Raw genomic sequence first — 19,733 nt, 5'->3', positions numbered from 1 at the left:
AAGAGGCCGGGCTGGGGTCAATTCAGACACACCTGGCAGCTTCAAAAAGGTTGGTTCGCGCGCCGCCGCACGCGCCCGAAACGAGCCAAGTCCCTGGTATGCATGAAAATGCAGGCGACTGGTACGGTGACGGGAGTCCCTTCTCCTCACAATAGACCGTCTCAATGGACCGCTTGGAAATACCCACAATGATGGATTGGACCCCGATAGTCTTCGTGACCTTCAAGGTGCTCGTGCTGGGCATCGGCATGTTCTACGCCATCAAGTGGCACTACGACCAAGGGAAAAAGAAGGAAAACAACACCGGCGCCGTGCTGCGCGCCAGCGGCAAGGTGGCCGCTGTCTTTGTGCTGTCGCTGTTGGTCCTGGGGCTGCTCACCTTCGACTTGGCCCAGGCGCTGGGCTTGGACTTGAGCCTGCCTTGACGGCGAGGGAGCGACGCACTGCGCTCTTCCCGAGTTCATGAGTGGCCCCAAGCTCCAGGCGCCCAGCCCGCCTGACCTGGATGCCAGCCGACCCGCCCCAGCTCTTCAAGACCGTCCCAACTGCGGCTTCCCCGACAGCGTGGAGACCCGGCTGAGCGGCCCCAGCTCCGCCGTGGCGGCCAGCAAGGCCGGCGCCAATCGTTCCATCGCAGCCAGGGTCCAGCGTTGCCGTGGACCGGCGATGCTGACCACGCCCACGGTGTCTTGACCGCGCACCACCGGGGCTGCCAGCGCGCTCATGCCCGGGGCAAACACTTCATCAATCACTGCATAGCCGCGGGTGCGCGCGGCCTCCAGCATGCCCAACAGGCCCTGCACCGTGGTGGGCGCCTTGGGGCCATAGTCTTTGGGCTGGCCAAAGCCCTGCTGGCTGACCAAGGCCAGGGCGCGCTCGTCACTCAAAGTCAGCAACCAGGCGTGGCCTGAGGCGGTGCAGGACAGGCGCGCCTCCATGCCCATGTCGGGGTCGTAGCGCAGTCCCAGGCGGGTGCCCTGCGACTTGGCCACCCAGACCAGGCGATCCCCGTCGACGATGGACAAACGCACAAGCTCCCCAGACTCTTTGGCCAGCCGCTCCAGAATGGGTTCAGCGATGTCGACGATGCCCTTGCTGCTCAGCAACTCCAGGCCCATCGACGCAATCTTCACGGTCAGCAAGTAGTTCCCCTGGCTGCGCGCCTGGCGCACGAAGCCGCGCCGGATCAAGGCCGTGAGAAGTCGGTGACAAGCGCTGTGCGGAAGGTCCAACTCATCGGCCAAGGCTGTCAACGACATGCCTTCGGGTTGCCCGCAGAGTTGTTCAAGAAGCGAGAGGCCGCGGTCGAGGGCGAGCGTCATGGGGCGGGTCCTGGGCGAGGGGTTATGGCGTCCATGGTCCGCATGCGAGGGTCAGCTTCGGAAGCCTTGGTGCACAATTTTTCATTATATGGAACAGGTTTCCAAAATGGAATTGATGGGCTTCAAGCTGCCCACAATGCAAGCCATTCACAGCAAAGGTCCCCATGACGCATCCACTTTTCATCTTGAACGGCTCCAACTTGAACATGCTCGGCACCCGCGAACCGGGCTTGTACGGCACGACCACCTTGGCCGAAATTGAAGCGGCTTCCCGTCAGTTGGCTCAGTCGCTGGACTTGGCCGTGGACTTCCGGCAGACCAACCACGAAGGCGTTCTGGTGGACTGGATTCAAGAAGCGGCCCAGCAAGACGCGGCGGTGATCATCAACCCAGCCGGTTTCTCGTTTGGCTGCGTGCCCGTGCTGGATGCCTTGAAGCTGCTGCGCAAGCCGCTGATTGAGGTGCACCTCACCAACATCCACCAGCGGCCCGCCCCGTACACGCACTCCCTGGTGTCACAGGCTGCACACGGTGTCATCTGCGGGCTCGGCCCCCATGGCTACCTGTTGGCCGTGCGTGCGGTGGCCGAGCGACTGGCCAGCGCACCCGGCGCATCTTGATGCGGGGATCGTGGGCCCCAAGCCCCTGACCCGCGCGCAGAACACCCCCCATTCAACAACAACACCCGGAGACCCCATGAACATCAAACTGATCAAATTAGCCGCCATTTGCAGCCTCGTGGCAGCTGGCACGGCGGCCATGGCGCAGGACATTCAAGAGCGCACGATCAAGATCGGGCACCTGAACAACACCGACCACCCGACCAGCATGGGGGTGAAGAAGTTCGCAGAAATCGTCACCGCCAAGAGCGGCGGAAAAATCAAGGTGACTGAGTTCGCCAGCAGCCAGCTGGGCAATGAAATGCAACAGCAGTCCGCGCTGATGGGGGGCGTGCAAGAAATGCTGGTGGCCTCCACCACCTCGCTGACCGGCATTGTCAAAGAGTTCGGCCTGCTGGATTTTCCGTTCCTGTTCAGCCACCCGCGCCAGGCCGATGCGATGGTCGACGGCCCGTTGGGCCAGATGCTCAAAACCCGGCTGAACGACAAAGGCATCGTTGTGCTGGGCTTTTTTGACCTGGGCTTTCGCAACGTGACCAACAGCAAGCGTCCCATCACCAAGGGAGAGGACTTGGATGGCCTGAAGCTGCGTGTGATCCCGAACCCCGTGTTCGTGGAGACCTTCAAGGCCTTCAAGGCCAACCCGCTGCCTTTGCCTTTTGCCGAGCTGTATGGGGCCCTGGAAAGCAAGACGGTCGACGGGCAAGAAAACCCCTACGCCGTGATCCTGTCGAACAAGTTCTATGAAGTGAACAAGTACGTCAGCGAAACCAACCACGTGTACGCCACCAACCCCATCCAGGTCAGCAAGAAGTTCTGGGACAAGCTCAGCCCGGTTGAGCAAAAACTGCTGCAAGACGCGGCCAGCGAAGCCCAAAACTACCAGCGGGTGGTCAGCCGAGATGTGTCGAGCAAGGCCGTCAACGAGCTCAAGGCCAAGGGCATGGTGTTCAACCAGATCGCCGAGGCCGAACAGCTGCGCATGCGCGCCGAGGTCAAGGCGGTGCACGACAAGTTTGCCGCCTCCTACGACCCAGCGGTGGTCAAGCTCTTCAAGAGCGAGCTGGAACGCGTGTCAAAACTCTGAGCCTGAGCGAGGCCGCGCGGGTTTGCCCCCACGCGGTCATCGGGCCTCTGAATGAGGCTCGCCCTTCAGAGGTCCATCTGCGCGATCATCACGTCGCCAAAGCCGGAGCAGCTGACCTGGATCGCGCCCTCCATCAGGCGGGCAAAGTCATAGGTCACGCGCTTGCTTTGCACCGCGCCTTCGAGCGCGCGGATGATCAAGTCAGCGGCTTCGACCCAACCCATGTGGCGCAGCATCATCTCGGCCGACAAGATCTCCGAGCCAGGGTTGACATAGTCCTTGCCGGCGTAGCGCGGCGAGGTGCCGTGGGTGGCTTCAAACATGGCCAGGGTTTCCGACAGGTTGGCGCCCGGGGCAATGCCCATGCCGCCCACCTGCGCAGCCAGCGCGTCGGAGATGTAGTCGCCGTTGAGGTTCAGCGTGGCCACCACGCTGTACTCGGCCGGGCGCATCAGGATCTGCTGCAGGAAGGCGTCGGCAATGCTGTCCTTGATGACGATGTCTTTGCCGGTCTTGGGGTTCTTGACGCGCACCCAGGGGCCGCCGTCGATCAGCTCGCCACCGAACTCCTTCACCGCCAGGTCGTAAGCCCAGTCGCGGAAGGCACCTTCGGTGAACTTCATGATGTTGCCCTTGTGCACGATGGTGACGCTGGGCTTGTGGTTGTCGATGGCGTATTGGATGGCCTTGCGCATCAGGCGCTCGGTGCCTTCGCGCGACACGGGCTTGAGGCCAATGCCCGAGGTGTTGGGGAAGCGGATCTTGTTGATGCCGAACTCGTCCAGCAAGAACTTGATCAGGCGCTTGGCCTTGTCGCTCTCGGCCTCGAACTCGATGCCGGCGTAGATGTCTTCCGAGTTCTCACGGAAGATCACCATGTTGGTCTTTTCGGGTTCCTTCAGCGGCGAAGGCACGCCCTTGAAGTACTGGATCGGGCGCAGGCAGACGTACAGGTCCAGCTCTTGGCGCAGGGTCACGTTCAAAGAACGGATGCCACCGCCCACCGGGGTGGTCAGCGGGCCCTTGATGGACACCACATGGTCACGCACGGCGTGCAGGGTTTCGTCGGGCAACCACACATCGGGGCCATAGATTTGCGTGGCCTTTTCGCCAGCGTAGACCTCCATCCATTGGATCTTGCGCTGGCCACCGTAGGCCTTGGCCACCGCTGCGTCGACCACCTTGATCATCACCGGCGTGATGTCACGCCCCGTGCCATCGCCTTCGATGAAGGGGATGATGGGCTGGTCAGGCACGTTCAAGGTTTTGTCCGCATTGACCGTGATCTTCTGGCCTTGGGCAGGAACCTGGATGTGCTGGTAGCTGGGCATGAACTGGGGTCTCCGATGGAAGCTGAAAAAGTGAGGTCAGCGGGTGAGAAAAAGCCTCAAAGATTCTAGCGGCAAAAGCTTTTGGGTCCGGCTGTCAAGCCCGGGTTTGGCCGGGCCGCCTCAGCCCATCAGGAGCCTGCTCGCCACGCCAGGGCAGCCGCACCAGACGCGCGAGCCTGTCGCACCCAAGCAGGACCTCATTTACGCCAAAATGAAGGCTTGGCGGCCTGCCAGTTCGGCCGCATGTTGACGGCTTTCGACCAGGATATTTGCCCATGTTTTTGCCCCGCCGCGCGCTGCGCCACGCCCTCTTCGCTGCCGCCCTGTCGGCCCTGCTGCCTTTCGCGGGCGCCAGCGCTTGGGCTCAAGAAGGACCTCAACTCAACCTGCCGCGCACCAAGCTCGGCGCGGGCATGTACCAAATTGATGTTCAGGTGGCTTCTTCCGGCCTGGAGCGCCAGATCGGCCTCATGAACCGCAAAGAGATGCCCCAGCAAGAGGGCATGTTGTTTGTGTTTGAGGTGCCCGCGGTGCAGTGCTTCTGGATGAAAAACACCTTGCTGCCGCTGACGGCTGCCTTCGTGGCTGACGACGGCACCATTGTCAACTTGGCAGACATGAAGCCGCAAACCACCGACTCGCACTGCAGCAGCCAACCGGTGCGCTATGTGCTGGAGATGAACCAGGGCTGGTTTGCCAAAAAAGGCTTCAAGGCCGGCCTCAAGCTGCGCGGTGCGCCTTTCGAGGGCCGCTGAGCCCAGCACCCGACCGAGGCACGCGCTGCCCGCCACGCCCCTCAGGTGGCGCCCCAACAAAAAAACGGCCCGAGGGCCGTTTTTTCATGGGAGCAAGGCTTCAGCGCCGTCGCATCAAGCGAAGTTGGCTTCAGCGAATTCCCAGTTGACCAGCTTGTCCAGGAAGGTCTCAACGAACTTCGGACGCAGGTTGCGGTAGTCGATGTAGTAAGCGTGTTCCCACACGTCCACAGTCAGCAGGGCCTTGTCAGCGGTGGTCAGCGGGGTGCCAGCAGCGCCGGTGTTGACGATGTCCACCGAGCCGTCTGCCTTCTTCACCAGCCAGGTCCAGCCCGAACCGAAGTTGCCCACGGCCGACTTGACGAAGGCTTCCTTGAAGGCGGCATAGCTGCCCCACTTGGCGTTGATGGCCGCAGCCAGGGCGCCCGAAGGTTCGCCACCGCCAGCAGGCTTCATGCAGCTCCAGAAGAAGGTGTGGTTCCAGATCTGGGCAGCGTTGTTGTAGATGCCGCCGCTCGAGGTCTTGACGATCTCTTCCAGGGTCTTGGTTTCGAACTCGGTGCCCTTTTGCAGGTTGTTCAGGTTCACGACGTAAGCGTTGTGGTGCTTGCCGTGGTGGAACTCCAGGGTTTCCTGGGAGTAGTGGGGGGCCAGCGCATCGATGGCATAGGGCAGTGCGGGCAGGGTATGTTCCATGGTTTCCTCGTGTGGTTTATCGTGAAAAAACAGCTTTGCTGGCGCATTGTAGGAACTAAATCGCTGTGCGACGCGAGCGCAGGGGATCAACCTCGCGTCAGGCCGGGTTGCACACCCGCTGCGCTGCGCAGCACCCCAGGCACTGGCGATGGCCATGCCCATCAGCCCGGCGGCCAAAGCCACCCGCCCGCACTGGGGAGCCCCTCTGTGCCCGCCTGGGACACACCAAGCGGGGCCGGGGCCAGCAGCCTGTCTGGGCTGAGCAGCCCCGTCTTTCCTGAGGCGCCGCATCCACCCCCAGATTTGGCGCCGCGCAGGCGCCCACACCGCTTGCCAGGTGGCGCCAATCCGAGCTTTTGACCTCCAGGGCCCCTGTTTTCAAGGGCTGGCAGGCAAGGCGGCGGCTTCAGTACTCCACAGGGCCGCGCCTGACCCGCCGGCCAGCACTACCGCGCTGAATCGACCGCAAACCCAGCAAGCACGTTGTAAGCCCATGATTTCATTGAAATTTTTACTGGTCATTTTTTAGTCAAAGTGTTGAAACGCCCATTTGGCGCCGCTTTGCCGGGCGCGTGACGAAGTTCTTCACAAAGTTATCCACAGATTTTGTGGGTGACTGGTCCGTACACCGAGTCGTGACGGCTTGGTGCGGCGCCAGGTCAAAGCTCCGCCATAATCCGAGGCGATTCCTTACCCCTTGGGAGAGACGTTTTGTTGTCGATCATTCAAGCCGCCGGCTGGCCCATCTGGCCCTTGCTCGCCTGCTCCGTGCTGGCGGTGGCGCTCATCCTTGAGCGTTTTGTCAGCCTCAAAGTCTCCCGCGTGGCCCCTCCCAACCTGCTGGATGAAGCCATCACGGTCTCGGCCCAGGGCACGCCCTCAGCCGAGGTGGTGCAACAGCTCGAACAGAACTCGGCCCTGGGCGAGGTGCTGGCCAGCGGCTTTCGCGCGTTGAACCAAAACCCCCGTTGCAGCGACGACGACCTGCGCGCCAGCCTCGAAGGCACGGGCCGCAGCGTGGCCGCACGGTTGGAAAAATCGCTCAGTGCGCTGGCCACCATCGCCTCCGCAGCCCCCTTGCTGGGCCTGCTGGGCACCGTGATCGGCATGATTGAAATTTTCGGCTCCCAGGCCTCGGGCCCGGGGGTCGCCACCGGCGCCAGCAACCCGGCCTTGCTGGCCCACGGCATCTCGGTGGCGCTGTACAACACCGCTTTTGGCTTGATCGTGGCGATTCCGTCGTTGATTTTCTGGCGCTACTTCCGCAGCCGGGTCGATGCCTACCTGCTGACCCTGGAATTGGCCGCCGAGCGCTTTGCGCGCCACCTGAGTCAACTCAGGAAGTGAGCCCGGCATGAACTTTCGACCGCGCCGCCGGGACGAGCCCGAGATCAACCTGATCCCCTTCATCGATGTGCTGTTGGTGGTGCTGATCTTTTTGATGCTGTCGACCACGTACAGCAAGTTCACCGAGCTGCAGCTGCGCCTGCCAGAAGCCGACGCCGAAACCCAGCGCGACTACCCCAAAGAGTTGATCGTCAGCATCACCAGCGAGGGCCGCTATGCCATCAACAAGGCGCCAGCCCCAGCCCAGAGCGAGGCGCTGTCCATGGCCCTGGCCGAGGCGGCCAAGGGCGGGCGTGAATCGGTGCTGATCATCAGCGCCGACGCCAATGCCACGCACCAGTCCGTCATCACAGTGATGGAAGCCGCACGCCGCATCGGTCTCACGCAAATCACCTTCGCCACCCAAACGCCTGCCAGCGCCAAAACGCGCTGAGCCGCCGCGCCATGCCCTCCCCGTCCACGCACCGCACCGATGGCGGCCAAGCCTACTTGTTGCGCCAGTGGCAGCAGCGGGGCCTGCTGGCCTGCCTGCTGTGGCCGCTCGCCGCACTGCTGGGGGGGCTTGTGGCAGCCCGGCGCTGGCTGTACCAGCGCGGTTGGCTGGCCAGCGAGCGCGTGCCTGCCGTGGTGCTGGTGGTGGGCAATGTGGTCGCGGGCGGTGCCGGCAAGACCCCCACCGTGCTCGCGGTGGTGGACCATTTGCGCCGCCAGGGTCTGGCGGTGGGCGTGGTGTCCCGGGGCCACGGTCGACAGACCCAGGACTGCCGCGAAGTGCGCCCCGACAGCCTGGCGCCCGAGGTGGGCGATGAGCCCCTGCTGGTCCAGCGCCGCACCGGCGTGCCCGTGTTTGTCGCCCGGCGCCGGGCCCAGGCCGCCCGGGCCTTGCTGGCGGCCTACCCCGCCACCCGCGTGATCGTTTGCGATGACGGTCTGCAGCACCTGGCGCTGCAGCGCGACATCGAGCTGTGTGTGTTTGACGACCGCGGCGTGGGCAACGGCTGGTTGCAACCAGCGGGCCCCTTGCGTGAGCCCTGGCCACGCGCTGTGGACCTGGTGCTGCACACCGGCGCCCAACCCGCCTTTGCTGGCTTTCGTGCCCGGCGCCACCTGGCCGATCACGCCGTCAACGCGCTGGGCGAACGCCGGCCCTTGGAGGCCTTCCAAGCACAGGCAGTGCATGCCCTGGCCGGCATCGCCCAACCCGAGCGCTTTTTCACCATGCTGGAACAGGCCGGATTGGTGTTGGCGAGTCGCACCCCCCTGCCCGACCACCATGACTTCAGCCAAGGCCTGCCGGAACCGGGTGCGCCAGGGGGGTTGTGGCTGTGCACCGAAAAAGACGCCCACAAGCTGTGGCCGCATTGGCCACAGGCCTGGGCCGTGCCCCTGGTCTTCGAACCCGAGCCCGCTTTCTGGGCTGCTTTGCAAGTGCGGCTGGACGCAGCGCTATCATCGCGGCCTCCCGCCTCCCACTCACCTTCACCGATCTCGCATGGACAGCAAACTTCTTGAACTGCTGGTCTGCCCTGTCACCAAGGGCCCCTTGACCTTTGACCCGGTCCGCCAGGAACTGGTGTCCCACAGCGCACGACTGGCCTACCCGGTGCGCGACGGCATCCCGATCCTGCTCGAGAACGAAGCCCGCACCCTGAGCGACGAGGAACTGGGCCTGTGAGCTACACCGTGCTGATCCCGGCACGGCTGGCTTCCACCCGCCTGCCGGACAAACCCCTGGCCGACCTGGCCGGCCTGCCCATGGTGGTGCGCGTGGCACGCCAGGCGGCGCTGAGCCAGGCCCAGCGCGTGGTGGTGGCCGCCGATGACGCCCGCATCGTGCAAAGCTGCCTGGAACACCAGGTGGAAGCCGTGTTGACCCGAGCCGACCACCCCTCTGGCAGCGACCGCCTGGCCGAGGCCTGCGACCTGCTGGGCTTGCCTGACGATGCGGTCGTGGTCAATGTGCAAGGCGATGAGCCGCTGATCCAGCCCGGTCTGATCGACGCTGTGGCAGCCTTGCTGGCCCAGCATCCCCACGCCAGCATGAGCACGGCCGCCCACCCGATCGACCACCTGGACGAGTTCAACAACCCGAATGTGGTGAAAGTGGTGCTGGACGCGGCTGGACTGGCGTTGACCTTCAGCCGCGCGCCCATTCCGCACTCACGCGACCAAGCTGGTCAGGCCTGGTGGCAAAACGCTTCAGGGCCGGCGGCAGGCCTTCAGCCCCTGCGTCACATTGGCATCTATGGCTACCGGGTGGGCTTTTTGCGCGCCTTCCCGAAACTGCCGCAGGCGCCGCTGGAGGTGCTGGAGTCGCTCGAGCAGATGCGCGCTGTCTGGCACGGTCACCGCATTGCGGTGCACATCAGCACCGAGGCCCCCGGCCCCGGCGTGGACACACCGGAAGACCTGGCCCGCGTGCGCGCCCTGCTCGCCAAGACCACGGCCTGAAACCAGGCGGTCGAGGTCACGCGATCCGCGTCATCGCTTTGTCACCCACGTAAGGATGGCGCAGGGCTCGCCATGCTATCCTCTGGATCAAATTGAGCACTGCGTCTACCGTGGCCTCCCACGGCCATCTTGCGCGTAGCCAGCGGTGCCGGCTGATTTGACACTATCCTCCGAGGACATCCATGAGACTCATTCTGCTGGGCGCGCCAGGCGCGGGTAAAGGCACGCAAGCCACGTTCATCTGCCAGAAGTACGGCATTCCCCAAATCTCGACGGGCGACATGCTGCGCGCCGCCGTGAAGGCGGGCACCCCGCTGGGCCTGGAAGCCAAGGCCGTGATGGAATCCGGCGGTCTGGTCAGCGACGAACTGATCATCAACCTGGTCAAGGAACGCATCGCTCAGCCCGACTGCGCTTCGGGCTTCCTGTTCGACGGCTTCCCGCGCACCATCCCGCAAGCCGACGCCATGAAGGCCGCCGGCGTCAAGCTCGACTACGTGCTCGAAATCGATGTGCCTTTTGACGCCATCATCGAGCGCATGAGTGGTCGCCGCTCGCACCCCGCCTCGGGCCGCACTTACCACGTCAAGTTCAACCCCCCCAAGGTCGAGGGCCTGGACGATGTCACGGGCGAAGCCCTGATCCAGCGCGAAGACGACAAGGAAGAAACCGTCAAGAAGCGCCTTGAGGTGTACAGCAACCAAACCCGTCCCCTGGTTGACTACTACGGCAACTGGGCCAAGGCCGATGCCGCCGCCGCCCCCAAGTACCGCGCCATCAGCGGTATCGGCGGTGTGGATGCGATCACGGCCCGCGCTTTCGAAGCACTGAGCAGCTGAACGACAGCCCTGCCGGAAAAACAAAAGCCGCTCACCGAGCGGCTTTTTCTTTGGGCACAGACTGGCTGGAGATCAGCCCCGGGGCCTGCTGCGCCAGGTCAGCGGCGCTTGCGGGCGACAAAGCCCAGCGCTTCTTTTTGCTTGTCGATGCGCTCTTGCTTGCGCTTTTGCATTTTCTCCATGGCCCGCCGCTTGGTGTAACCGGTGTGATCCGCCCAGACCCACCACAGGGCCGCCAAGCCAAACGGCGCCAACACGAGGTACCAGTTCCAGGCCGCCACAGGCCCCAGCTCCAGGTACTTCAACAGCAACAGCACCACACCGACACCCAGAAAAAACATCACACGACTCCTGAGTCAGGATTAGCCCTGGACGTCTCGCGCGCTGCGCCCAGGCAATTTACAATTCGACCCAGTCAATGTACCCCAACCCTCACCCGAGACCACGATGAAACGCACTCTCCTGACCCTGGCAGCCGCTCTGACTGTTGCTGCTCCGGCCATGGCCGATCTGGCCCTGGCGACGTCCAAGAACTGCATGGCCTGCCACGCCGTCGACAAAAAAGTCGTGGGTCCTTCCTACAAGGACGTGGCCGCCAAATACGCAGGTCAAAAAGACGCTGCGGACAAACTGGCCAGCAAAATCATCAAGGGTGGCTCTGGCGTGTGGGGCCCGGTTCCGATGCCCGCCAACGCGCAGGTGAATGAAGCTGAAGCCAAGAAGCTGGCCACCTGGGTGCTGGCACAGAAGTAAGCCAAGCGCATACCGCCTGAACCAGCCTGCCGGCTTTTGCCTGGCAGGCTTTTTCTTTTTCAGGGGCACAGCCTCCCTCGGCCACCCTGCTGCTCTGGCCGAAGCACGATGGCCTTCAGTGCGGCGTGGCGCCCCGGCTGCGCAAGTGGGCGATGGCCTGCCCGACCGGCAACAGCAAGCACCCCGCCTGCTGGGCCAGCCGCAGCGCTTGGGCCAGTTGGGCAGGGGTGCAACCCCAGGGGCCCGGCTGATCAGCCACGGCATGGGTGTACAAAATCAGCCAGCCACCACAGGCCGCCGTGGCCTCGATCTGGGCTTGCAAGGCGGCAGCACTGAGGCCACTGTCGTAGAGCGGCTGGGCCAGAAGGCCACTGAGGTCGGCCTGGCCACGGTGGATGCCGGGCCGGGTCAGTCGAACCGACTCAAAGCCCGCGCCCACCAGCGGCTTGGACAGCAGGCCATAGTCGCCCAGCGGAAACGAAAAATGGCGCGGTGCAGCCACCCCCACCGTGTCGGTGAAGAAGCGCGCATTGCGGGCCAACTCCTCGCGCAAGCGTGGCAGGCCGAGCCCGGTGACGGGCTGGTGCGAAAAGGTGTGGCAGCCCAGTTCGTGACCTTGTGCGGCCAGTTGCTGCAAGTCGCGCACCGAGTGGCAGCGGTGGCCCTGCTCATCCTGGTCGGTCAAGCCACCGGCGATGTACCAGGTGCCTTGGGCTCCATGGTGGGCCAGGATGTCCCGGCCCTCGCGGCAGGCGCTGGCCGGTGCATCGTCAAAACTCAAACTGATGACGCCCGGCCCGGCACCCCAGGCCAGTGGACGGCGTGCCACGCGGCGCGCCAACCAGCGGTTACCAGTGCCAAGGAGCTGACCGACACGGCCCGTCCAGCCAGGCGCAGTCAAAGACGCAGGGAGGGCGAGCGCGCTCATGGCCGCCGCACCAGGCGCCCGCGCTCAGCCGTGCCTGCCAGGCTTTCGTAGGTGTATTCCAGCCCCAGGCGCAGCACGTTCTGGGCGATGACCGCACCGCCGGCCACGCTGGCGTAGCGGTCGCGCGACCCTTCGACATAGGCGCGCCAACCGCGCGCCAGGCTGTAGTCCAGGCTGCCCCCGATGCGGGTCAGTTGGTTGTCCGGCTGGCGGGGGATCGCGCCGAGCGCCCCGGGTTGATTTTGTTGGCGCTCGTGGCTGGCCAAGGCGCGCAAGCGGGTCAGCTCAGACCAACGCCAGCCCAGCCCCAGGCGCACGCCGCTGGCCAGGTAGTAGAGCGTCGAGGGCGTGGCCGAGTCGTAGACCTGGCGGAACCACTCGACATCCACGCGGCTCATCGGCGAGTGCTGGTAGGTCCCGCGCAGGTTTGCCACCGTCAAGCCAAAGTTGTTGGGCCCCAGGTTCTGATAACTGCGCTGCAAATGCCCGACCCGCGCACCGAAGCGGGTGAGCGGGCTGTAGGCCCAGTCCACATCGACAAAGCTCAGTTGGTCGTGGTAGCGATCGTCCAGCACGGCCACATCGGCCGCGCTGCGGTTCGGGTAGTCCACCGACAGGCGCCGCTGGCCCACGGTGAGGGTGGAGCCCAGCGGGGACAGGTGGCGCAGCGCCAACTGCACGGCGTTGTCATTGCGGTCCAGGTACTGGTTTTGGGCGGCATCGTGCCGCACCGAGATGCGCTCCAGCGTCAAAGGCAGCTCCAACTCGGGCGTGGCGCGCAAGGCCACTTCCGAGCTGGTCGTTTGCTGGCGCACCAGATCGCGCACCACCTGCACCGCGTTTTGCGGCTGGTACAGGCGCTCATCGGTGGCATAGGCCACGCGCCCGCGCAGCAGGGGCGAGGCCTCCCAGACCAGGCGGGACTCAAACTGGCGCGCTTCGTGGTCGAGCTGGTTCTGGCTTTGGTACTGGCGCCGGCCCAAAGCAGCATTGATCTCCAGCCTGGTGCTGTCGGACAGCAGGGGCGCAATCAGTGCAGCGCGCACGTCGACGGACATCACGCTGTCGCTCTGGCGCGTGACGCCCGGCGTGGTGTTGCGGTCAGACAAGCGCAGCGGGTTGCTGTCGTTGGCCCAGGAGGAATCCAACTGCACCGCCACCTCGACCACGGCCTGGGCGGGTGCGCACCAGACCAGCGCACATGCCACCGCCACTGCACTGGCACGAACCAGGGGACGGGAGCGAGCGGCAAAACAGGGCAGCAAGAGCATGGACAGCATCGAGAGGTGAACGGAGGAGGGCCTATCAAAAGGCCAAGGCACGCTTTTCATTATCGGGCCTGGTGGCCGGAACCGAGCCGCTCAAATCGAGGAACCATCCACTCGTCACTCGCCTCGGGACCCAGCCCGCTCGGCCAACTGCCCGGCTCAGGCCCAGCGGTCGAGCATCACCTGCATGCGCGCGCACTCCGCGGCCACCGACAGGTGGGCATGCACATGGACCCGGGCTGCCGCCCCGAGGCGGGCCCGCCAAGCCGCATCGAGCCACAAAGCCTGCAGGCGCTCGGCCAGCGCCGGCGCGTCCCCTGCGGGCACCAGCAAACCATTTTCTCCGTCGCGCACGATGTCTTCGGTGCCGGGGCAGCGCGTGGCCACCACGGCCCGGCCGAACATCATGGCCTCGATCAAGGCCACCTGGCCCGAGGCGGTCTGCAGGTTGGCGATCGGCACCACATTGAGGGTGGCGCGCTGGCACAGCGCGCGGCAGGCCTCCCGACTGAGCCCACTCAAGACCTCCACCTGGGGCGGCAGGGCCAAGCCCTCCAGGGTGCGCGCGGGGGCCACGATCACGGTGCGGTAGCCCAGGCCCTGGACCGCCTTCAGCAAGGTGGGCCAATCGCGGTTGGCCGAGCCCATGGCCAGCACAAAAGGCTGCTCCCGGTCTTCCTCCAGCCAGGGGTCTTGCAGTTCTCGCCCCAAAGGGACGTAGTGAAAGCGGTCTTCGGGCAAATCCAACCACGCGCTGTAGTTGCGTACCTCCTGCCGGGAGTGCACCACGAAGGCATCGACCGAACGCAAAACCTGGCTCGCCAAGCGCTGCTTCAGGCCGCCATAGAGACCGCCCAGGTTGAAGGTCCAGGCCACCAGCGGCCCTGAGCGGCGGGTCAGTGTCTTCATGGCCGCCGCCGTCAGGGCCAAGGGGGGAAATGCCGTCAGCAGGCCCTCGGTGCGGCGAGACTCCCGATGGGCTCGGGCGTTTTGGCGCATAAAGTCACCCCAGTCGCTCAAGGACGCTCGGGCGCGCAAGGGGTCGTGCAAGTAGTGCGCGGGCACGATGTTGAACTGGTGCCGCTGGAGATGCTCGGTCATCCACAGTTCGTGGCGCGCCTGCAGGAAAGGCGTGAGGACGTGCCACTTCATGGACGTAGGGTCAAGGTCAAGGTGGTCAATCGGTTCGGACGCAGGCGGGGACGATCCCAAGCGCTGGGTCTGGAAGCGGCAGCCCGTCATGCTAAGGGCCAGGCACCCTCCGCCAGCAACGGAGAGTGGGCATATTTCACACCACTGGCCGGCGTCCTTCGCCCTCAACGGCATAATTTGCAAAATTTTGCAAGATGCTGCGTTTTATGCCCCTCAGCCCTTGCCCCGGCCGGCTCGACCCAGGCCACCTCCCCCTCCTGATCAGGACATCTGCCATGGAACGAAGCACTTTGGTGGCCCGCTGGCGCACGGCCCTCGCCCTGGTGGGCCTGGGCGTGGCTTGGCTGCTCAGCGCTCAACTGGGCCTGGCTGCGGCCGCCGGCCCCCAAGACAAGGCCCGCGCCTCGGACAAGCCCAAGGCCAGCAGCCCATCCAGCAACACCCATGGGGCCCTGGACAAGCTGCCCCTGGCCCAGCGCGCGGGGGCCCTGGCCCAGGCCTTGGGACGCCCCAAGCGCTTGCTGGTCGGCGTGGGCACCACGGACACTGGCACGGTGTTGGGCCAAGGCCTGTCGCCAGACATTTACGACCAATACCTGAACGGCGTGGGCAGCGACTCCTGGCTGAGCTGGAACAGTCCCTCAGGCGCCTATGTGGAGCGGGTGATCCAGCACGCCGAGATGGTCGGTGCCGTGCCCATGTTCACCCTCTACCAAATGGCAGCGCGCGGCGACAGCAACCTCAGCGGCCTGACCGACCCCAGCTTCATGGGCCCGTATTGGAGCCAGGTGCGGCTGCTGTTCCAAAAGCTGGGGCGCTATGGCCAGCCCGCCCTGGTCAACCTGGAGCCCGACTTCTGGGGCTACACCCAGCGCGCCCAGGCCGATCCGACCCGCATGCCCGCCCTGGTCAACCCCAACCCCGACTGCGCTGGATTGCCCGACACCGTCGCCGGCGTGGCGGCCTGCCTGCTGCGCACGGCCCGCCTGCATGCGCCACGCACCTACGTCGGTTTTCCACCGTCCATGTTCGACGATCTGCGCGCCACCGATGTGGCCTACATGCAGAAGCTGGGTGCGGGCCAGGCCGACTTTGTGGTCATGCAAACCCAGGACCGCGATGCGGGCTGCATGGAAGCCCAAAACCGCGCCGCCGCCTGCGTGCGCAACGGGCGCCATTGGTACTGGGACGACGTCAACCCCCAGCCCAGCAACGGACACAGCTTTGCGCAGCACTTTGCCGAGGCGCGCCGCTACTTTGAAGGGCTGCAAAAGCCTTTGTTGTGGTGGCAGACGCCGCTGGGCGTGCCCGCGGCCCAGCCCAGCAGCAGCCCGCCTTGGCGGGACAACCGCGTGCGCTACTTCTTGACGCACGCCAACGAATTGGTGGCGGCGGGCGGCGTGGGCGTGGTGTTCAGCCCGGGTGAACGCAGCCAGACCACCTTGCGCACGGACGGTGGACAATTCAAGACCCTGTCCAAGGCTTACTTCGCCCAGCCCGCAGCACTGCCCTGACGCAGCCCCAACCACCAAGACGCCCAAGCACACGGCACTGACCACCCCATTGCACTGCATGCCAGCCACTGCCCCGTACACGCCAGCGACGCCCCACCTGGGGTCGACGCCCTCCCCTGGCCCAGCCTCCGGGCCGGGTTTGGAGCATTGGCTGACGGGATTGCTGATGGTCTTCAGCCTGGCCTGGGCGCTCTTGCCCGCAGGCCTGTCCTGGGACTTTGCGGCCGAGGGCGATGCCAATCTGCGCGAGGGCAACTTCATCATCCAGCTGCAATGGAGCACCCTGTTCCTGATCGCGGGCTGGGTTTGCTTGCGCCGCTTTGTGCGCTTTCAAGAGGTGGTCAGCGGCCTGAACCCGTTTTTGCTGGCCCTGTTCCTCTACTGCCTGATGAACACGGGCTGGTCCCTGTTGCCGATGGTGACCCTCAAGAAGGTCATTCAGTTTGGTGGCCTGCTGATGATTGGCATGGCCTTCCAGGTCAGCGAAATGAGCCACACACGCTGGCTCAAGCTGACGGTGGGCACCTTGCTGCTGTTCCAGGTGCTGTCGCTCTTTGCGGTGGTGCTGGTCCCCGATATCGCCATCGAGTACACCGGCATGGCCAACGGGGCCTGGGAGGGCGGGGCCTGGCGCGGCGTGACCGACCAGAAGAACAATTTCGGCATCATGAACGCCTTTGCGGCCATGGCCTGGGTGGCTTTGTTCTGCACGCCCCAATCGAGGCTGAGCCCCTTGATGTTTGGACTGGCCCTGGTTTTTTGTGGCGTCAACCTGGTGATGTCCAAAAGCACGACCAGCCTGCTGGTGACGGTGATGGGCGTCGGCTTCTTCTTGCTGTTTCGCTGGAAGTATGTGGCCAGCGAGTTCGTCACCAGCCGGGTGCTGGTGGTGATGGCCTGCCTGTTGCTGATCTACCTGCACGTGCTCTATGTGGTGCAAGGCCGGCTGCCCACCTGGGATGAGTTCTTCAAACCCGTGGCCGACCTGCTGGGCAAAAGCACGGACATCAGCGGCCGTTTTGACATCTGGGAACTGGTGATCCAGGAGATCCAGCGGCACCCCTGGCTGGGCATTGGTTTTGGTTCCTTCTGGATGGGCAAGGGCAGCGCCTCCCAGCCCATCATCGATCACATGTACTGGGTGCCCTTTCAGGCGCACAACGGCTACCTGGATGTGCTCAATGAACTGGGCGGCATGGGCCTGCTGCTGTTTGCCGGCTTCATTGTTCACCACCTGATCAGCCTGTACCGGCTGTCACGCTTTGATGCCAGCGAAGCCGCGTTCCATGGCGCACTGATCGCCGTGATTCTGGTGCACAACGCCACCGAAAGCTCCTTCTTGCGCGGGGTGAACTTTCTGGCCGTGCTGGTGGTGTTCTCGTCGATCGCAGTCAACAGCTCGCTGCGCCGCCACCGATTGGCTCAGAGCGCCGACATCCGTCCAGCAGGTCCCCCGCCTGGGGACCTGGCCTCCCGGTCCGAACCCGAAGCTCAGGCCCGGTATTCGAGGTAACGTGCCCCGGCCAGGGCGCTGAGCTTGCCGCACTGGGCACAGGCCGTGCGCAGCCAGAAAAAAGCCCGCACCCGGGAACGCGGCCAAGCGGCCACGGCCAGCAGCAGCGACGCCCCCAACTGCGCCAGGGCCCGCGCGCCCAGGACGGTGGCACGCCAGGCGCGTTGGGCACCCGCCAGTGGGTACAGCTCGACCCGCACAAAGGTCTGGGCCCCACGGTAGGCACGGCGCAGGATCCACCCTGAGCGCGCGCGATCGGCTGGCACCTCTTCGGTGACCGTGGCCTCATCGCACCAGACAAAGCGATACGCCGCGCGGTGCAGCAGCGAGAAAAACAAGGTGTCCTCCCCGCCCGATCGACCAAATGCCGGGTCAAACGGCCCCGGCAGCGATCGGACCATGGCCGCCCGCAGCAGCACATTGCCCGTGCGCGAGTCCTCCGTGAACACCGGAGTGCCCGTGGCAAAACGGCGCCGCTCAAAAAAGCCACCTTCACGCATCCAAGCGGGCGTGGCCTCGGTGTAGCGCGCCAGCACAGGCGCCATCACGCCGTCGGCGCCTGTGGCGACCTGGGTCTGTAGCAACAAGGCCAGCCAGTCGGGCCCCGGCTCTTCGTCATCGTCAATCAAGGCCAGCCAGTCGCCTCGGGCCTGGGCCACGGCCGCATTGCGCGCCAGGGCGATGTTGGGCTGGGGCACGTGCACGGTGCGAAGTGGCAGCCGATCAGCCCAGGCCTGGAGCACGGGCAAAGCGCTGTGGGCCGGGTCGTTGTCGACGACCACAATTTCACTGGGCGGGCATTGCTGGGCAGCGAGGCGGGTCAGCAAGGCGTCCAGCATCTGCGGACGGCGGAAGGTGCAGACGCACACACTGATCTCAGCCAAGGGCAGGCTCCCGGTTCAAACGGCGGCGCTGGAGGTGCAGCAACACCAGCAACAAGAGGGTGTCCACCGTTTCCATGACGATCAAGGCCAGCACCGCGCCCAGGGCGCCCCAACGCGGGATCAGCACACCGGCCACCGCCATCATGACCACCACCACCACGCAGCCTTCGATGAACAACTGCCGAAAGGCCCCCATGCTGACCAGCCAGGTGGTGGCAATCGTGCGCGCCACGCTGACGACAAAATAAGCGCCCCAAGCCCAAACCAGGGTGTTGATGCCCTGGTACTTGGCGCCCAGCACATGGGTTTGCAGCCAGGGCAGGCCCAGCACCAGCAGGCCGATGTAGGCCAGCGACAGCAGCTCGATGCCGCCCAGCGAACGCCAGGTCAGCCGGTTCAGCGTGCGCCAGTCCCGCGCATGGATCAGGCGCCCCGCCAGCGGCCGGGCGACGCGGGACCAGGCCACCACCATCAAGCCCACGGGCACCAACAACAGGCGCGAGGCACTGACTTCGGCGGCGGCCTCCACGCCCGACAGGGCCGACGCCAGGTACAAAAAGCTGTAATTGCCCAGCCAGCCCACGGCCGTGCCTGGCACCGCCCAGCGGCCCTTGTCCCAGATCTGGGCCAGGGTGTGGCGCCAGGGCTCGGGCTCAGCGTCCGGGGGCACGGGGGCCGGCGAGCGCCCCGCCAGCCAAGCCAGGGCCTGGGCCAGGCTCAGGGTGGCGAGCACGCTGGCTGCATTGGCATGCTCCGTGACAATCAAGAGCCCGCCGCCCAGCAAAGCGCTGACCACGTAGACCCCGTCACTGCGCAGCAAGCTGGCCATGTCGGCATGAAGAAACCAGACGGTGCGGCGGTACTCGCGCAAAGTGGTCATGACAATGAACACCGCAAAGGCCAGACCCACCGGCCCGGCCGACACCTCAGGCACGCGCGTGGCGACCACCCAAGCCGCTGCCGCGCCCATCACCACGCCCAAGACCGAGCCTCCGAGCACTTGAAAGCGCTGCAGGCGCTGAATGACCAGGGCCTGTTGGGATTCGCGCATCTGGGGCGCCAGCGTGGTCAGCGGGCTGCCGATCATGGCCTCCAGCACGCCCACGGCGAACAAGGCCGCCGCAAACAACTGGGAATAGAGCCCGTAGTCGCTCTTGGTACCAAAGCGGATCAGGCACATGCCCACCGCGAAGTTCAGGCCGCTGAGCAGGACCTGATCCACGATGGACAGCAGCGAATGCGTCCAAAACGGCTTTGCCGACAAACCCAGCCC

Annotated in this window: 22 protein-coding genes; 13 read left to right on the top strand and 9 right to left on the bottom strand. The window is 64.9% G+C overall.

All coding sequences use genetic code 11. The features are described from left to right. Window positions 1-188 precede the first annotated feature (188 nt). Window positions 189-425, top strand: a complete 237-nt coding sequence (locus tag PSQ39_RS09450) for a hypothetical protein (RefSeq protein ID WP_273926521.1) — start codon at window positions 189-191, stop codon at window positions 423-425. Window positions 426-530: 105 nt separating this feature from the next. On the opposite strand, the gene PSQ39_RS09445 is transcribed toward PSQ39_RS09450, so the two are convergent. Continuing rightward, window positions 531-1,322: an IclR family transcriptional regulator gene (locus PSQ39_RS09445; protein ID WP_273926520.1), complete on the bottom strand. Its 792-nt coding sequence runs from the start codon at window positions 1,320-1,322 to the stop codon at window positions 531-533. Window positions 1,323-1,486: 164 nt separating this feature from the next. On the opposite strand from PSQ39_RS09445, the gene PSQ39_RS09440 reads away from it, so the two are divergent. Together PSQ39_RS09440 and PSQ39_RS09435 are read left to right on the top strand one after the other, a co-directional pair. Continuing rightward, window positions 1,487-1,942: a type II 3-dehydroquinate dehydratase gene (locus PSQ39_RS09440; RefSeq protein WP_273926519.1), complete on the top strand. Its 456-nt coding sequence runs from the start codon at window positions 1,487-1,489 to the stop codon at window positions 1,940-1,942. A 76-nt stretch (window positions 1,943-2,018) separates the two neighbouring features. Further along, window positions 2,019-3,029: a TRAP transporter substrate-binding protein gene (locus tag PSQ39_RS09435; RefSeq protein WP_273926518.1), complete on the top strand. Its 1,011-nt coding sequence runs from the start codon at window positions 2,019-2,021 to the stop codon at window positions 3,027-3,029. Between the two features lie 65 nt (window positions 3,030-3,094). Here the strand turns inward: PSQ39_RS09435 and icd are convergent, their stop codons facing one another. After that, on the bottom strand, window positions 3,095-4,360 hold the full coding sequence (icd, locus tag PSQ39_RS09430; protein WP_273926517.1) for an NADP-dependent isocitrate dehydrogenase: 1,266 nt from the start codon (window positions 4,358-4,360) through the stop codon (window positions 3,095-3,097). 275 nt (window positions 4,361-4,635) lie between these two features. On the opposite strand from icd, the gene PSQ39_RS09425 reads away from it, so the two are divergent. After that, window positions 4,636-5,115, top strand: coding sequence for a DUF192 domain-containing protein (locus PSQ39_RS09425; RefSeq protein WP_273926516.1), 480 nt, complete (start codon window positions 4,636-4,638; stop codon window positions 5,113-5,115). Between the two features lie 114 nt (window positions 5,116-5,229). On the opposite strand, the gene PSQ39_RS09420 is transcribed toward PSQ39_RS09425, so the two are convergent. Next, window positions 5,230-5,811, bottom strand: coding sequence for a superoxide dismutase (locus tag PSQ39_RS09420; RefSeq protein WP_273926515.1), 582 nt, complete (start codon window positions 5,809-5,811; stop codon window positions 5,230-5,232). A gap of 711 nt (window positions 5,812-6,522) precedes the next feature. Between PSQ39_RS09420 and PSQ39_RS09415 the strand changes: the two genes are divergently transcribed. The 6 genes from PSQ39_RS09415 to adk all read left to right on the top strand — a co-directional run bounded on the left by PSQ39_RS09415 (window position 6,523) and on the right by adk (window position 10,448). Then, on the top strand, window positions 6,523-7,158 hold the full coding sequence (locus tag PSQ39_RS09415; RefSeq protein ID WP_273926514.1) for a MotA/TolQ/ExbB proton channel family protein: 636 nt from the start codon (window positions 6,523-6,525) through the stop codon (window positions 7,156-7,158). 7 nt (window positions 7,159-7,165) lie between these two features. Next, a complete protein-coding gene (locus PSQ39_RS09410) occupies window positions 7,166-7,591 on the top strand; it encodes an ExbD/TolR family protein (RefSeq protein ID WP_273926513.1) in 426 nt (141 codons plus the stop codon). After that, on the top strand, window positions 7,588-8,670 hold the full coding sequence (gene lpxK / locus PSQ39_RS09405) for a tetraacyldisaccharide 4'-kinase (protein ID WP_409242021.1): 1,083 nt from the start codon (window positions 7,588-7,590) through the stop codon (window positions 8,668-8,670). Before PSQ39_RS09410 ends, lpxK begins: the two co-directional genes overlap by 4 nt. Then, the gene (locus tag PSQ39_RS09400) at window positions 8,651-8,833 is read left to right on the top strand and encodes a Trm112 family protein (protein ID WP_273926511.1); all 183 of its coding nucleotides are present in this window, start codon (window positions 8,651-8,653) and stop codon (window positions 8,831-8,833) included. Before lpxK ends, PSQ39_RS09400 begins: the two co-directional genes overlap by 20 nt. Further along, window positions 8,830-9,609: a 3-deoxy-manno-octulosonate cytidylyltransferase gene (gene kdsB, locus PSQ39_RS09395; RefSeq protein ID WP_273926510.1), complete on the top strand. Its 780-nt coding sequence runs from the start codon at window positions 8,830-8,832 to the stop codon at window positions 9,607-9,609. Before PSQ39_RS09400 ends, kdsB begins: the two co-directional genes overlap by 4 nt. Window positions 9,610-9,791: 182 nt before the next feature. Then, window positions 9,792-10,448 (top strand): adenylate kinase, encoded by a 657-nt coding sequence (adk, locus tag PSQ39_RS09390; protein ID WP_273926509.1) that lies wholly within the window; start codon window positions 9,792-9,794, stop codon window positions 10,446-10,448. Between the two features lie 98 nt (window positions 10,449-10,546). On the opposite strand, the gene PSQ39_RS09385 is transcribed toward adk, so the two are convergent. After that, entirely contained in the window at window positions 10,547-10,789 is a 243-nt protein-coding gene (locus PSQ39_RS09385) for a TIGR04438 family Trp-rich protein (RefSeq protein WP_273926508.1), read from the bottom strand. 106 nt (window positions 10,790-10,895) lie between these two features. On the opposite strand from PSQ39_RS09385, the gene PSQ39_RS09380 reads away from it, so the two are divergent. Continuing rightward, the gene (locus PSQ39_RS09380) at window positions 10,896-11,201 is read left to right on the top strand and encodes a c-type cytochrome (protein ID WP_273926507.1); all 306 of its coding nucleotides are present in this window, start codon (window positions 10,896-10,898) and stop codon (window positions 11,199-11,201) included. 115 nt (window positions 11,202-11,316) lie between these two features. On the opposite strand, the gene PSQ39_RS09375 is transcribed toward PSQ39_RS09380, so the two are convergent. From PSQ39_RS09375 to PSQ39_RS09365, 3 genes are all read right to left on the bottom strand, one after another. Further along, a complete protein-coding gene (locus PSQ39_RS09375) occupies window positions 11,317-12,129 on the bottom strand; it encodes a polysaccharide deacetylase family protein (RefSeq protein ID WP_273926506.1) in 813 nt (270 codons plus the stop codon). Then, the gene (locus PSQ39_RS09370; RefSeq protein WP_273926505.1) at window positions 12,126-13,409 is read right to left on the bottom strand and encodes a hypothetical protein; all 1,284 of its coding nucleotides are present in this window, start codon (window positions 13,407-13,409) and stop codon (window positions 12,126-12,128) included. Before PSQ39_RS09370 ends, PSQ39_RS09375 begins: the two co-directional genes overlap by 4 nt. A 147-nt stretch (window positions 13,410-13,556) precedes the next feature. Further along, on the bottom strand, window positions 13,557-14,549 hold the full coding sequence (locus PSQ39_RS09365; protein WP_273926504.1) for a glycosyltransferase family 4 protein: 993 nt from the start codon (window positions 14,547-14,549) through the stop codon (window positions 13,557-13,559). A 275-nt stretch (window positions 14,550-14,824) separates the two neighbouring features. On the opposite strand from PSQ39_RS09365, the gene PSQ39_RS09360 reads away from it, so the two are divergent. Then, window positions 14,825-16,063 carry a hypothetical protein gene (locus tag PSQ39_RS09360; RefSeq protein WP_273926503.1) on the top strand — a complete coding sequence of 413 codons (1,239 nt, stop codon included), beginning with the start codon at window positions 14,825-14,827 and terminating at the stop codon, window positions 16,061-16,063. Between the two features lie 58 nt (window positions 16,064-16,121). After that, on the top strand, window positions 16,122-17,576 hold the full coding sequence (locus PSQ39_RS09355) for an O-antigen ligase family protein (RefSeq protein ID WP_273926502.1): 1,455 nt from the start codon (window positions 16,122-16,124) through the stop codon (window positions 17,574-17,576). On the opposite strand, the gene PSQ39_RS09350 is transcribed toward PSQ39_RS09355, so the two are convergent. Then, window positions 17,555-18,460: a glycosyltransferase family 2 protein gene (locus tag PSQ39_RS09350; protein ID WP_273926501.1), complete on the bottom strand. Its 906-nt coding sequence runs from the start codon at window positions 18,458-18,460 to the stop codon at window positions 17,555-17,557. The genes PSQ39_RS09355 and PSQ39_RS09350 overlap by 22 nt on opposite strands. Continuing rightward, entirely contained in the window at window positions 18,453-19,724 is a 1,272-nt protein-coding gene (locus PSQ39_RS09345; protein ID WP_273926500.1) for an MATE family efflux transporter, read from the bottom strand. The genes PSQ39_RS09350 and PSQ39_RS09345 overlap by 8 nt, the downstream gene beginning before the upstream one ends. Between the last annotated feature and the right edge of the window lie 9 nt (window positions 19,725-19,733).

It is taken from the genome of Curvibacter microcysteis, assembly GCF_028649455.1.
GTDB lineage: Bacteria > Pseudomonadota > Gammaproteobacteria > Burkholderiales > Burkholderiaceae_C > Curvibacter > Curvibacter microcysteis.
This window is presented reverse-complemented; position numbering and strand designations above follow the sequence as displayed.

Excerpts from the sequence above, each read along its gene's own strand:
- PSQ39_RS09360 (WP_273926503.1), top strand. The coding sequence starts at position 14,825 with ATGGAACGAAGCACTTTGGTGGCCCGCTGGCGCACGGCCCTCGCCCTG.
- PSQ39_RS09370 (WP_273926505.1), bottom strand. The coding sequence starts at position 13,409 with ATGCTGTCCATGCTCTTGCTGCCCTGTTTTGCCGCTCGCTCCCGTCCC.
- PSQ39_RS09375 (WP_273926506.1), bottom strand. The coding sequence starts at position 12,129 with ATGAGCGCGCTCGCCCTCCCTGCGTCTTTGACTGCGCCTGGCTGGACG.
- PSQ39_RS09410 (WP_273926513.1), top strand. The coding sequence starts at position 7,166 with ATGAACTTTCGACCGCGCCGCCGGGACGAGCCCGAGATCAACCTGATC.
- PSQ39_RS09385 (WP_273926508.1), bottom strand. The coding sequence starts at position 10,789 with ATGTTTTTTCTGGGTGTCGGTGTGGTGCTGTTGCTGTTGAAGTACCTG.
- PSQ39_RS09355 (WP_273926502.1), top strand. The coding sequence starts at position 16,122 with ATGCCAGCCACTGCCCCGTACACGCCAGCGACGCCCCACCTGGGGTCG.
- icd (WP_273926517.1), bottom strand. The coding sequence starts at position 4,360 with ATGCCCAGCTACCAGCACATCCAGGTTCCTGCCCAAGGCCAGAAGATC.
- PSQ39_RS09445 (WP_273926520.1), bottom strand. The coding sequence starts at position 1,322 with ATGACGCTCGCCCTCGACCGCGGCCTCTCGCTTCTTGAACAACTCTGC.
- PSQ39_RS09380 (WP_273926507.1), top strand. The coding sequence starts at position 10,896 with ATGAAACGCACTCTCCTGACCCTGGCAGCCGCTCTGACTGTTGCTGCT.
- PSQ39_RS09435 (WP_273926518.1), top strand. The coding sequence starts at position 2,019 with ATGAACATCAAACTGATCAAATTAGCCGCCATTTGCAGCCTCGTGGCA.
- adk (WP_273926509.1), top strand. The coding sequence starts at position 9,792 with ATGAGACTCATTCTGCTGGGCGCGCCAGGCGCGGGTAAAGGCACGCAA.
- PSQ39_RS09440 (WP_273926519.1), top strand. The coding sequence starts at position 1,487 with ATGACGCATCCACTTTTCATCTTGAACGGCTCCAACTTGAACATGCTC.
- PSQ39_RS09365 (WP_273926504.1), bottom strand. The coding sequence starts at position 14,549 with ATGAAGTGGCACGTCCTCACGCCTTTCCTGCAGGCGCGCCACGAACTG.
- PSQ39_RS09425 (WP_273926516.1), top strand. The coding sequence starts at position 4,636 with ATGTTTTTGCCCCGCCGCGCGCTGCGCCACGCCCTCTTCGCTGCCGCC.
- PSQ39_RS09450 (WP_273926521.1), top strand. The coding sequence starts at position 189 with ATGATGGATTGGACCCCGATAGTCTTCGTGACCTTCAAGGTGCTCGTG.
- PSQ39_RS09420 (WP_273926515.1), bottom strand. The coding sequence starts at position 5,811 with ATGGAACATACCCTGCCCGCACTGCCCTATGCCATCGATGCGCTGGCC.
- PSQ39_RS09400 (WP_273926511.1), top strand. The coding sequence starts at position 8,651 with ATGGACAGCAAACTTCTTGAACTGCTGGTCTGCCCTGTCACCAAGGGC.